The sequence below is a fragment of the Nonomuraea sp. NPDC047897 genome (genome assembly GCF_043204415.1).
Classification (GTDB): domain Bacteria; phylum Actinomycetota; class Actinomycetes; order Streptosporangiales; family Streptosporangiaceae; genus Nonomuraea.
In genome coordinates this window covers 107,980-119,616 of sequence record NZ_JBIDCC010000017.1, presented here as the reverse complement: position 1 = coordinate 119,616, position 11,637 = coordinate 107,980, and the positions used below count along the sequence as shown (strand labels likewise).

The following is an 11,637-nucleotide window of genomic DNA, read 5'->3' as shown; positions in this document are numbered from 1 at the left end:
CGATGATCCGCGTACTGCTCGCCGACGACCAGACCCTCGTCCGCGCCGGATTCCGGTCCATCCTGAGCGACGAGGACGACATCGAGGTGGTGGCCGAGGCCGCCAACGGCGAGCAGGCCGTGGCCAGGGCCCGCGAGCTGCGCCCCGACGTGGTGCTCATGGACATCCGGATGCCCGAGCTGGACGGCCTGGAGGCGACCCGTCGGATCGTCGCAGACCCCCGCCTCGACCAGGTCAGAGTGATCATTCTGACCACGTTCGACCTCGACGACTACGTCTACGGCGCGTTGCGCTCCGGCGCGGGCGGCTTCCTCGTCAAGGACACCGAGCCCGCCGAGCTGATCCACGCCGTCCGGGTCGTGGCCAGGGGTGACGCGCTCATCGCGCCGTCGATCACCCGCCGGTTGATCGCGGAGTTCGCCGGCCGGGTCAAGCGACCCGACCCGAGCCCCCGGCTCCACGCGCTGACCGAGCGCGAGCGGGAGGTCATGACGCTCGTCGGGGGCGGCCTGTCCAACGACGAGATCGCCGAACGGCTGGTCCTCAGCCCCGCCACGGCCAAGACGCACGTCAGCCGCATCATGACCAAGCTGGGCGCCCGCGACCGGGCCCAGCTCGTGGTGTTCGCCTACGAGGCCGGCATGATCACCCCCGGCTGGCTCGGTTCCTGATACACCCGGGGATGTACGCCCGGCGGCCGGATGACACCGGAGTCGTATCCGGATGCCCACCTCCGGCTGACGCGGCGGAGCGGGCCGCCACCCCATGCTCGGTGGCATGGAAACCGTGGACCTCGCCCGGCTGCAGTTCGCGCTCACCGCCGGGGCGCACTTCCTGTTCGTCGCGCTGACCCTCGGCCTCGTGACGCTGGTGGCCGTCATCCAGACCTGGGCGACGGTCACCGGCAATCCCGTGCACGAGCGGATGACGAGGTTCTGGGGCCAGCTCTACATCATCAACTACGCCATGGGCATCGTCACCGGCCTGGTGATGGAGTTCCAGCTCGGGCTGTCGTGGAGCGGGCTGACGGAGTACGCGGGCAACCTGTTCGGCGCCGCGCTGGCGCTGGAGACGCTGGTCGCCTTCTTCGTCGAGTCCACCTTCCTCGGCCTGTGGATCTTCGGCTGGAACAAGCTCAACCGCTGGGCGCACCTGGCGCTGATCTGGGTGGTCACGCTGACGGCCTACGCCTCGGCGTTCTGGATCATGATCTCGAACGGCTTCCTGCAGAACCCCGTCGGGTACGTCGTGGACGGCGACCGGCTGCGGATGACCGACTTCGGCGCGCTGGTGGCCAACCCGGCCGCCCAGGTCGCCTTCTTCCACGTGCTCGGCGGCGCGATGATCGTGGGCGGGGTCTTCATGGCCGGCGTGAGCGCCTACCACCTGCGCGGGCGCACCACCGAGCAGGACTTCTTCCGCAAGTCGCTGCGCATCGGGATCGCGGTGGCGCTGCCCGCGACGCTGTTCACGGCGACGTTCGGCGGCCTCGGCTTCCAGACGCTGCAGCCCGCCAAGGCGGCCGCGTGGACGCGCGACACCGCCGGGCTGGCCGCGGCGCAGGCCGAGCTGGCCGCCACGCACGGGCCCGGCGACTACCTGCCGCCCGTCGCGTGGGTGCAGGCCGGCGGCATGACGATGATGCTGGTCTTCGCCGTGCTGCTGTTCTTCTGCGGGGCGAGTTTCCTGCTCATGCTGGCCCGGCCGGTGGTGCACGGGTTCCGGCTGTGGCACTGGCTGCTGACCGCGATGATCCCGCTGCCGTTCGTGGCGATGATCGCGGGCTGGATCTTCCGCGAGATGGGCCGTCAGCCCTGGGCCGTGTACGGCCTGCTGACGACGGCCGAGGCGATGTCGCCCGTCACCGACGGGCAGGTGCGGTTCTCGCTGGCCGCGTTCGTGACGGTGTTCGCCGTGCTCATCGTCATCAACTACTGGCTGCTGGCCAGGACCGCCCGCCGCGGGCCCGACGCGGCGGCGCTCGGCGACCGCCCGATCGAGGCCCCCTCTCCCGCCCTGACCTTCTGAGGAGCCCGTCATGGAGATCTTCGTCCTGGCCTTCTTCGCGCTCGGCTACCTCGTGCTGGCCGGGGCCGACATCGGGGTCGGCATGCTGCTGCCGTACCTGGGCCGCTCCGGCGGCGAGCGACGCGAGGTGATCGCCGCCATCGCGCCGTTCTTCCTCGGCAACGAGGTGTGGCTGGTCGCCACCGCCGGCGTGCTCGCCGGGATGTTCCCCGAGCTGGAGGCCGAGCTGCTGCACCACAACTACGGAGTGTTCGTCGCCCTGCTGGTGGCGTGGGTGGTGCGCGACATGGGGCTGTGGCTGCGCGGGCGCCTGCCGGGCGCGCGCTGGCGGCTGTGCTGGGACGGCGCGGTCGTCGCCGGGAGCTGGGGGCTGGCGCTGAGCTGGGGCGCGCTGCTGGGCGAGGTGCTGCTCGGCCTCCACGGGCCCGTCGCCGCGCTGCCCGCGCTGCTGGCGGCGGCGCTGTTCGCCGTGCACGGGCTGGCCTTCGCCACGCTGCGGTTGCGCGGCGAGCTGCGCCGCCGGGCGGCCGTGCTGTCCGGCGGCGCCGGCGAGGCCCGCACCTACGTCCTCACCGCCGGCGCGTTCGTGGTGGTCGGCGTGCTGGCCGGCGCGCGGTTGCCGCTGACGGCCGGGCCCACGGCGGCGTTCCTGACGCCGGTGGTCCTCGCGCTGATCCCGCTGCTGGTCGCCTCCCAGGCATGGGTGTGGTGGACGTTCCGGCACCGCGTGACCGGTCCGTCCTACCTGTGAGCGACGGGCCCGGGGAATGCGCGGAGCCCGCGCGGGTGCTGTGACCGGCATGACGGTACGCGAACTACGGCTGGTCGTGACGGCCGAGGACTACGAGCAGGCGCTGGCCTTCTACCGCGACACGCTGGGCCTGCCCCAGCGGGCCGCGTTCGCCTCCGAGGGCGGCCGGGTGACGATCCTGGAGGCGGGCAGGGCCACCCTGGAGATCACCGACCCGCCCCACGCCGCCTTCATCGACGACGTGGAGGTGGGCCGCAGGGTGGCCGGCCACATCCGGGTGGCGTTCGAGGTGGACGACTCCACGGAGACGACGGCCCGGCTGGCCGGGGCCGGGGCGACGGTGGTGGCCGAGCCGACGCGCACCCCGTGGAACTCGCTCAACTCCCGCCTGGAGGGACCGGCCGGGCTGCAGCTCACTCTGTTCGAGGAGCTGGACGGCTGACGCGTCAGCGGGAGTGCTCCCACTTGGCCGAGGCGTCCTCCGGCGGCACCTCCGGCGCGGAGGCGCGCAGCCAGCGGCAGCCGTGCGGCCCCAGCGGCAGCGACACCCTCCCGCCGTCCGGCACCTCCGTCGTCCCGTCCGCCAGCAGGTCGGTCAGCAGGCAGCCGTCGAGGCCGTCCAGCGTCAGACCGGCCTCCTGGGCGGTGTCCGACAGGTTGTGCACGATCACCACGGTGGCGCCGTCGACGTCGCAGCGGTGCGCCAGCACGGCCGGGTGCCCGGCGTCCAGCACCGTGCAGGAGCCCCACGCCAGCTCGGGGCACTCCCGGTAGCGTTCGATCAGCAACTGGATCCAGCGCAGCAGCGAGGCGTTGTCGCGCTTCTGGTCGGCCACGTTCACCCGTCGCGGGCCGAACGGGCCGTCCGGCATGGCCCGTTCGGGCTCGCCCCGGCCGAACCCGCCGTCGGGTGACCACTGCATCGGCACCCGGACGGCCATCCGGCCCTCGGCCTCCAGGTCCTCGCCCAGGCCGATCTCCTCGCCGTAGAACAGGACCGGCGTGCCCGGCAGCGAGAACAGCAGGCTGTAGGCCATCTTGATCCGCCGCAGGTCGCCGCCCAGCATCGGCGGCAGCCGCCGGCGCAGTCCCCGGCCGAACACCTGCATGTCCTTCTCCGGGCCGAACGCCTGGAAGACCTCCTGGCGCTCCTCCTCGGTGAGCTTGTCCAGGGTCAGCTCGTCGTGGTTGCGCAGGAACGTGGCCCACTGGCAGTCCTTGGGCGGCCGCGGCCGTTCCCTGAGCGCCGAGGCGAGCGGCTCGGCCTCGCCCCGGGCCAGCGACAACCAGGCGCGCTGCATGCCGATGAAGTCGAAGCACATGGTGACCTGGTCGCCGAGCCCCTCGCCGAAGTAGGTCACCAGCTCCTCGTACGGCACGTTGACCTCACCGAGCAGCACCGAGTCGCCCTTGCGCCGCGTCATGAACGCCCGCAGGTCGGCCAGGAAGTCATGCGGGTCGGCCAGCTTCGGATCGACGTTCTCGATGAGGTACGGCACCGCGTCCACCCGGAACCCCGACAGCCCCAGCTCCATCCAGAAGCCGAGCACCCGGGCGATCTCGTCGCGCACGGCCGGGTTGGCCACGTTCAGGTCCGGCTGGTGACGGTAGAAGCTGTGCAGGTAGTACTGGCCCGTCTTCTCGTCGAGCTCCCAGACGCTGTCCTCCTTGTCGGGGAAGACGATCTGGCTCCTGTCGTCCGGCTCCGGCACGTCCGACCAGACGTACCAGTCGCGCAGCGGCGACTCCTTGCTGGAGCGCGCCTCCTGGAACCACGGGTGCTGGTCGGAGGTGTGGTTGACGACGAGGTCGGCGATGACGCGCAGCCCGCGGTCGTGCGCGGTGCGCATGAACTCCACGAAGTCACCGAGCGTCCCCAGCCGCGGGTCCACGCTGTAGAAGTCGGTGACGTCGTAGCCGTCGTCCTTGCCCGGGGTCGGGAAGAACGGCATCAGCCACAGGCACGTCACGCCGAGCCCGGCCAGGTAGTCGATCTCCTGCGTCAGGCCGCGGAAGTCGCCGACTCCGTCGCCGTTGCCGTCCTTGAACGTCTCCACGTCCAGGCAGTAGATGACCGCGTTCTTCCACCACAGATCCGACGTATAGGTCAGTCGCATCGCAGCCCGCTACCCCGCGGACGCGCCCGCATGCCCCCGGCGCTTGTCGTGATATATCTCCGGTGCTCGGGGCATTCATCATCACGCTGTGACAGAACCCCACTATGGTCTGACCGACACGGACCCCCACGGAAGGGCGATCATGAGCGACCACGCCATCACCTTCGACCTCATCGACGCCGACAAGGACGGCCGCATCTCGGCCGAGGAACTGGTCCGGCTGATGGAGGCCCTCGGCCAGCCGATCACGCTGGAGCGCGCCCAGGCCGGGGTGGCCAGGCTGGACCAGGACGGCGACGGGCTGATCGACCTGGAGGAGTTCGGCTCGTTCCTGCGCGACTGAGCTGACACGATCCTCACCATGAACGTCTACTCCGCGCCCGACGGCACCGTCCTCGCCTACCGCGCGCTCGGCGCGGGCAGCCCGGTGGTCTGCCTGCCGGGCGGTCCGATGCAGGACGCCGACTACCTCGGCGACCTCGGCGGCCTGGGGGCGCACCGGCGGCTGGTCCTGCCGGACCCCCGGGGCACCGGCCGGTCGGCGACTCCGCAGGACAGCGCCTCCTACCGCTGCGACCGGCTCGTGGCCGACGTCGAGGCGCTGCGCGAGCACCTGGGGCTCGACCGGCTCGACCTGCTCGCCCACTGCGCCGGCGCCAACCTCGCGGTCCTGTACGCCGCCCGGCATCCCGAACGCGTCAGCAGGCTGGCCCTGATCACGCCTAGCACCAGGGCCGTCGCCGTCGAGATCACCGGCCGGGCCCGCATGGAGACGGCGCGGCTGCGCGCGGACGAGCCCTGGTTCGGACCGGCTTTCGCGGCGCTGGAGGCGATCGTGGCCGGCGAGGCCACCGACGCCGCCTGGCAGGCCGTCACCCCCTTCCTCTACGGCCGGTGGGACGCGGCGGCACAGGCGCACCATGCCGCCCAGGAGGGCCGCCGGAACGACACGGCCGCCGCCGTCCACGGAGCCGAGGGCGCCTTCGACCCGGAGGCGACGCGCGCGGCGCTGGCCGCCCTCGACGCGCCCGTGTTCCTGCTGGCCGGAGAGCTCGACCTCAACACGCCGCCCGGTGCCGTGGCCGAGTTCGCCGCGCTGTTCCCGGCGGCCACGCTCGTCGTCCAGCCCGGGGCGGGCCACTTCCCGTGGCTCGACGACGCCGGCGCGTTCGTGACGGCGACCGCGACGTTCCTCGGCTGACCGGCCGAGTCCACCCGGCGCCCCGTCCGTCCGTCCGCCCGTCTGCCCGGCGGCTGTCCGCCCGGCTGACCGCAGGCCCGGCTGACCGTGGGCCGGGACGCCACTACGGCCTGGGGGCGGCAGGCGGACCCGCGAGCAGGCCGCGCACGATGGCCCGGACGCCCTTGTCGTAGGTGTCGCGGGCGGTCAGCTCCTCCCAGCGTTCGCCCAGCGCGGCGAGGTGCGGGAGTTCGGCCGCGTCGAGGTCGGCGAAGACCCGGCTGCGGTAGGTCGCCCGGCCGTCCGCCCGCTGCCGCGCGGCGGCCGCCCGCGCGGCGATCTCGCCCGCCGTGTAGTGCCAGATGATCCGGTACAGGTCCACGGCGGCCTCCGGGGTCAGCCCGGCCCGCACGGCGGCGTCGATGATCGTCTCGGGGTACCACAGCGCGTGGACGGACATCAGGTCGTCGGCCCTGAGCACCTCGACGATCCACGGCACGCCGGCCAGCGCGTCGCGCATGGCGACGGCGGCGGCCACGACGTGCTCGGCCGGATCGGCGGAGCCGCCCGGCGGCTCTGGCCTCGGCACGCCGGCCGCGTAGTCGTCGAGGAGCAGCCGGAGCAGTTCGTCCTTGTCGTGGACGTGATGGTAGAGGGCCATCGGCGTGGCGCCCACCTCGCGGGCGAGCCTGCGCATGGTCAGGCCCGGCAGGCCCTCCGCCTCGATGATGCGGTGGGCAGCGGACACGATGTCCGCTCTGTGGATCTTCGGGGGTCGTCCCGTCCGCGCCGCCATCCTGCCATGTTACTTTCTATACATGTACGAAAAGTCCCCGTGGACGGCCGTCGGGGTTCTCGCGTTCGCCGTGGCCGTGGGCACCCTGCAGATGACCGCCGTCGTGCCGATGCTCCCCGTGCTGCAACGACAGCTCGCCGTCCCCCTCACCTCCGCCTCCTGGACGCTCACCGCCGCACTGCTGTCCGGCGCGGTCGCCATCCCGCTGCTGGCCCGCCTCGGCGACCTGTACGGCAGGCGTCCCGTCGCCCTGGCGGCCCTCGGCCTGCTCGTGACCGGCTCGCTGCTCAGCGCCATGGCCACCACGCTCCCCCTCGTCATCGCCGGACGGGTGCTGCAGGGCATGGCCGCGCCCCTGCTGCCGCTCGCCATGGGCATCGTCAGGCAGCGCGTGTCCCGCGCGCTGCTGCCCACGGCCATCGGCGTGCTGAGCGCCATGATGGGAGTCGGCAGCGGAGCCGGCATGATCCTGGCGGGTCTGGTCGGCGGCACCTACCAGGCGTTGTTCTGGATTCTCGCCGCCCTCGGCGCCGTCGCGCTCGCCCTGGTGGCCCTGCTCGTCCCCGAGCCCGTCCGGCCCGCGCCCGGCGGCCGTCCCGACCTCGCCGGCGCGGCGCTGGTGACGGGATGGCTGGTGTGCCTGCTCCTCGCCATCAGCAAGGGCGCGTCCTGGGGGTGGACCTCCGCGCCCACCCTGGGGCTGCTGGCGGCCTGCGCCGCGCTGGTGGCCGCCTGGGTGACGACGGCCCGCCGCACCCCCTCGCCGCTGATCGAGATCTCCATGCTGCTGCACCGCGCGACGGTGGGCGCGACGGTGGCGTCGCTGCTGATCGGGTTCGCGCTGTTCGGCACCATCACCACGTTGTCGTCCGTGGCTCAGGGCACGCTGGGCGCCTCGGTGCTCCAGGTCGGCCTGTACCTGCTGCCGACCGCGCTGCTCATGCTGGCGGTATCGCTGTCGGCCGGCCGCCTGATGCGCAGGTTCTCCGCGTCGTCACTGGTCGGCGCCGGGTCGTCGCTGGTGGCCGTGGCCACGTTGTGGCTGAGCGTCTCGCATGGAGGCTCCGCCGACCTGTACGGGGCCGCGACCGTCCTGGGGCTGGGCATCGGCCTCGCCTACGCGGCACTCGGCACGATGGCGGTCGAACACGTCGCGCCCGCCGAGACGGCGGCGGCCGGCGGCGTGAACGCGCTGGTCCGCGTCATCGGCAGCAGCCTTGCGGGAGCGGTCAGCGCGGCCGTGCTGTCCGGCGCCGGAGCGGGCTGGAGCTTCGCCGCCTCGGCGATCGCGGCCGTGCTGTCGGCCGTCTTCGGCTACACGCACGGCGCCCTGGCCCGGGGACAGACGGCGGAGGAACCGGCCTGACCGGCCGAGCCGGGCCCGCCCCAGGAGGAGACCCGGACGTGCGGGTCCCTGCGGAGCGGGCGGGCCTCCCGGGTGGCCGCCGGGTGGGAGGGCGAGGTCAGGAGGTGTGGACGTACACCTGGCCGAAGACCTCCGACAGCGCCTTCAGGTCGGTGGCGGCGTCGGTCTCCGGGTGAGCCGGGTCGTAGACGGTGGCCAGGCGGGGGCGGATCTCGGTGAGCTTCTTGAACTGGTCCCAGGTGGCGCCGGCCGCCCACTTCTCGCCGTACATCCGGCTGACCCGGCCCTGGGCGTCCTGCCAGCGGCTCCACAGGGTGACGGTCTCGGCGGCGTCGCTCTGCAGCGGCGTGGCGACGCGCTCCGTGATGGCCTTGGTGGCCTGCTCGGCGGTGAGCTGCGAGGTGCCCGCGGCGGCGAAGCCGGCGTCCTCGGCGGCGAGGTGGCCGTAGGCGTCCCAGGCGCGGGCCCGCACCTGGAGCCACTGGTTGCGCTGCGCCGTGGCGGCGTCGATCTTCCATGGGGTGTACGTGGTGGCCAGGTGGCCGCTGTCGAGGGCGAGCTGGTCGATGAGGCCCTTGGCCAGCCAGGCGCCGATGCGGTCGGGGTCGAGCAGCGGGTGCTTGGCGGTCACCTCGGTCTTGCAGCTCTCGTCGGCTCCGCAGCCGAACACCGGCACGACCGTGTGCGCGGCGAGCTTGCGGCCCGGCAGGAGTTTGCGCAGCTCGGCCGTCGCCTCGGTGACGAACTTGTCCATCTCGTCGGCGTTCTGGAACGTCTGGCCGACGCCGAGCTGCCGGGCGAACCGGACGCCCACGACGCCCTCCTGCGCGGCGACCGCGGCGACCTTCCGTGCCGCCTCGGGCAGCTTGCCGGCCTTCCAGTCGTCGGACAGCTCGGTGTCCACCCAGACGCGCATGCCGGCGGCGGCCGCGGTCTTGACGGTCTGGCCGGCGGCCGTCTTCTCCGCCTGCGAGACCTGGGCCGCGGTGAGGCCGTGCGGGTTGACGTAGCAGTCCTCGCCCGCGGCGCACTCGGGCGTGCCGCCGTCCTCGGCGCCCTCGATGTCGGGCTCGCCGACGTCGTGCAACTGGCCGTCACCGTCGCCGGGGCCGGGGGCGGCGGGGGTGCACTCGTTGCCGTCCTCGGCGCAGTTGATGAGGATCGGCGGGATCGGGGCGGCCGCCTCCATGTTCTCGCCGTCGTTCCGCATCCAGAACTGCACGGCGTTCAACGCCTCCTCGGGCGTGTTCAGCCAGCGGCAGGTCACGTACGACGGGGTGCCGGCGGGAAGCTCGTCGTTGCAGCTACGCGGATCGTCCTGGGCCGAGGCGGGGGCGGCGATGCCGAGCAGGGAGAGGGTCACGCCTAGGACGAAGATCTGCCGCAGTCGCATCGGGCGCCTTACTTCGAGGGGTGATCGTCGGGCAATTAGCACAATATCCGGATGATCTATGGCGTTCAATGAAATCGACGCCTTTGGTCAGTCCGTTCTGACCGGGAGTGGCCGGGGCTGTCACGGCCGGTTATTCAGGCGACAATCGCGCACCCGTACCGGCAGAATGGGCCCGCTCGGCGAAAAAGGGGGCAGGCAGGTGCGCGGTTTTCTTCGCGACGTCGGGCTGCTGCGGGACCGGCGGTTCGCGCTGCTGCTCGCGGCGCGGACGATCTCGGTCCTGGGCACCGCGTTCGCGCCGGTGGCGCTGGCGTTCGGCATCCTCGACGAGCTGCCGGGCGCCGACGCCACCACGCTGTCGGTCGTGCTCACCGCCGAGGCGCTGCCGATGGTGCTGTTCATGCTGGTCGGAGGGGTGATCGCCGACCGGTTCCCGCGGCACCGGGTGATGATGGTGAGCGAGCTGGTCAACGCGCTCGCCTTCGCCGCGCTCGGCACGATGCTGCTCACCGGGTGGGCCCCGCTGCCGGCCCTGGCCGCGGCCGCGGCGGTCAGCGGCCTCGGCATGGCGGTGATGTATCCCGCGCTGACCGGCATCATCCCCGAGGTGGTGCCGGCCGACCGGCTGCAGACCGGCAACGCGCTGCTCGGCCTCGGCGCCAACAGCTCGCGGGTGGCCGGAGCCGTGCTCGGGGGCGCCACGGTGATCCTGGTGGGCGGCGGATGGGCGCTGATCGCGAGCGCCGCGATGTTCGCGATCGCCGGGGTGCTGATCGCGGCGCTGCGGCTGACGCGGGCGGACCGTCCCGCCGGGGAGCGTCACTCGGTGCTGGGCGACCTGCGCGAGGGCTGGCGGGAGTTCTCCTCGCGACAGTGGATCTGGGTGGTGGTCGCCCAGTTCTCCGTCATGGTGATGGCCATCCAGGCCGGTCACGGGGTGCTCGGGCCGCTCATCGCCAAGGAGAGCCTCGGCGGCGCGCCGGCGTGGTCGGCGTTCCTGGCGGGCGAGGCCGTCGGCACGATCGCCGGGGTGGCCGTGTCGCTGCGCGTGCGGCCCAGTCGCCCGATCTTCGTGGCTGTCCTGCTCTGCCTGCCCTCCGCGCTGCCGTACCTGCTGCTGGGCCTGGCGGCGCCGCTGTGGGCGATCGTGGCGGCGGCGTTCGTGCTGGGGGTCTGCTTCGACGTCTTCGGCGTGCTGTGGCAGACGACGATGCAGCGGGAGGTGCCGGCGGAGTCGCTGTCGCGGGTCAGCTCGTACGACGCGCTGGGATCGCTGATGTTCGGGCCGATCGGACTCATGCTGGCCGGGCCGGTGGCGCACTGGGCGGGCACCCGGACGGCCCTGCTCGGCTGCGGCGTCCTCGTCGTGGTGTCCACCCTGGTGGCGCTGCTGTCGCCGGGAGTGCGCAACCTGCGCGCCCCCACGGCTCCCTCCCCTCCCTCCCCCGCGCCCGCGTCCGCGCCCGCGTCAGGCTGACGTTCCGCGCGCGGCCCGGACGCGGAAGTAGGCGTTGGCCCGCGGCTGGAACATCAGCGTCACCGCGCCGAGCACGGCCAGCAGGTGCAGTGACCGGCTGCCCATGAACATCAGGTCCACGACCCCGGCCTCGGCCAGCGCCGCCGCGATCGACCCGCCGTCGAGCAGCCACCGGGCGGGCTCGACCACCAGCGACAGGGTGCCCAGCACGCCCAGGGTGGCGGCGAGCGTCCAGCGCGCCCAGTTCGCGCCCGCCCGCAGCCGCAGCGCGAGCAGGACGGCCGTTGTGAAGACGGCCAGCCGGAACGCGATGCCGGGCAGCAGTTCGGCGAAGGCGGCGCCGTCCGCCAGCGCCCCCGCCACCATCAGGGTGGCCTCGAACGCGCCGGCCGCCACGGCGAACAGCCACAGCATGGCGGCGGTGCGTACGACGGGCGGCGGGTACGCCTGGGCGGGGGTGGTGGAGGGTGCTTGGGTGATCATGGCGGGCTCCCGGTAGGTCGATCGGCTCTGGCATAAGTCTGCGCCG

At 72.9% G+C, this 11,637-nt stretch carries 12 protein-coding genes; 8 read left to right on the top strand and 4 right to left on the bottom strand.

The genetic code is table 11. The features are described 5' to 3' along the window. Positions 1–2 precede the first annotated feature (2 nt). From ACGF0J_RS32275 to ACGF0J_RS32260, 4 genes are all read left to right on the top strand, one after another. Complete coding sequence (locus ACGF0J_RS32275) at positions 3–671, top strand: response regulator (protein ID WP_393151961.1); 669 nt, start codon at positions 3–5, stop codon at positions 669–671. A gap of 106 nt (positions 672–777) precedes the next feature. Beyond that, positions 778–2,028: a cytochrome ubiquinol oxidase subunit I gene (locus tag ACGF0J_RS32270; RefSeq protein ID WP_393151959.1), complete on the top strand. Its 1,251-nt coding sequence runs from the start codon at positions 778–780 to the stop codon at positions 2,026–2,028. Between the two features lie 10 nt (positions 2,029–2,038). Further along, positions 2,039–2,779, top strand: coding sequence for a cytochrome d ubiquinol oxidase subunit II (locus ACGF0J_RS32265; RefSeq protein WP_393151957.1), 741 nt, complete (start codon positions 2,039–2,041; stop codon positions 2,777–2,779). Between the two features lie 49 nt (positions 2,780–2,828). Then, on the top strand, positions 2,829–3,221 hold the full coding sequence (locus tag ACGF0J_RS32260; RefSeq protein ID WP_393151955.1) for a VOC family protein: 393 nt from the start codon (positions 2,829–2,831) through the stop codon (positions 3,219–3,221). A gap of 4 nt (positions 3,222–3,225) precedes the next feature. Here ACGF0J_RS32260 and ACGF0J_RS32255 read toward each other — a convergent pair whose 3' ends face one another. Beyond that, the gene (locus tag ACGF0J_RS32255) at positions 3,226–4,896 is read right to left on the bottom strand and encodes an alpha-amylase family protein (protein ID WP_393151953.1); all 1,671 of its coding nucleotides are present in this window, start codon (positions 4,894–4,896) and stop codon (positions 3,226–3,228) included. 142 nt (positions 4,897–5,038) lie between these two features. On the opposite strand from ACGF0J_RS32255, the gene ACGF0J_RS32250 reads away from it, so the two are divergent. Further along, the gene (locus ACGF0J_RS32250) at positions 5,039–5,239 is read left to right on the top strand and encodes an EF-hand domain-containing protein (RefSeq protein ID WP_101789232.1); all 201 of its coding nucleotides are present in this window, start codon (positions 5,039–5,041) and stop codon (positions 5,237–5,239) included. A gap of 18 nt (positions 5,240–5,257) precedes the next feature. Beyond that, entirely contained in the window at positions 5,258–6,097 is an 840-nt protein-coding gene (locus ACGF0J_RS32245) for an alpha/beta fold hydrolase (protein WP_393151951.1), read from the top strand. Between the two features lie 103 nt (positions 6,098–6,200). Here the strand turns inward: ACGF0J_RS32245 and ACGF0J_RS32240 are convergent, their stop codons facing one another. Further along, complete coding sequence (locus ACGF0J_RS32240) at positions 6,201–6,824, bottom strand: TetR/AcrR family transcriptional regulator C-terminal domain-containing protein (protein WP_393151949.1); 624 nt, start codon at positions 6,822–6,824, stop codon at positions 6,201–6,203. Positions 6,825–6,894: 70 nt separating this feature from the next. Between ACGF0J_RS32240 and ACGF0J_RS32235 the strand changes: the two genes are divergently transcribed. Further along, the gene (locus ACGF0J_RS32235; protein ID WP_393151947.1) at positions 6,895–8,238 is read left to right on the top strand and encodes an MFS transporter; all 1,344 of its coding nucleotides are present in this window, start codon (positions 6,895–6,897) and stop codon (positions 8,236–8,238) included. Positions 8,239–8,335: 97 nt separating this feature from the next. Here the strand turns inward: ACGF0J_RS32235 and ACGF0J_RS32230 are convergent, their stop codons facing one another. Continuing rightward, a complete protein-coding gene (locus tag ACGF0J_RS32230; RefSeq protein ID WP_393151945.1) occupies positions 8,336–9,631 on the bottom strand; it encodes a hypothetical protein in 1,296 nt (431 codons plus the stop codon). 199 nt (positions 9,632–9,830) lie between these two features. Here ACGF0J_RS32230 and ACGF0J_RS32225 point away from each other — a divergent pair, with 199 nt between their 5' ends. Further along, entirely contained in the window at positions 9,831–11,108 is a 1,278-nt protein-coding gene (locus ACGF0J_RS32225) for an MFS transporter (RefSeq protein ID WP_393151943.1), read from the top strand. On the opposite strand, the gene ACGF0J_RS32220 is transcribed toward ACGF0J_RS32225, so the two are convergent. Next, a complete protein-coding gene (locus ACGF0J_RS32220; protein ID WP_393151941.1) occupies positions 11,100–11,591 on the bottom strand; it encodes a hypothetical protein in 492 nt (163 codons plus the stop codon). The two genes, ACGF0J_RS32225 and ACGF0J_RS32220, sit on opposite strands and share 9 nt — an antisense overlap. Between the last annotated feature and the right edge of the window lie 46 nt (positions 11,592–11,637).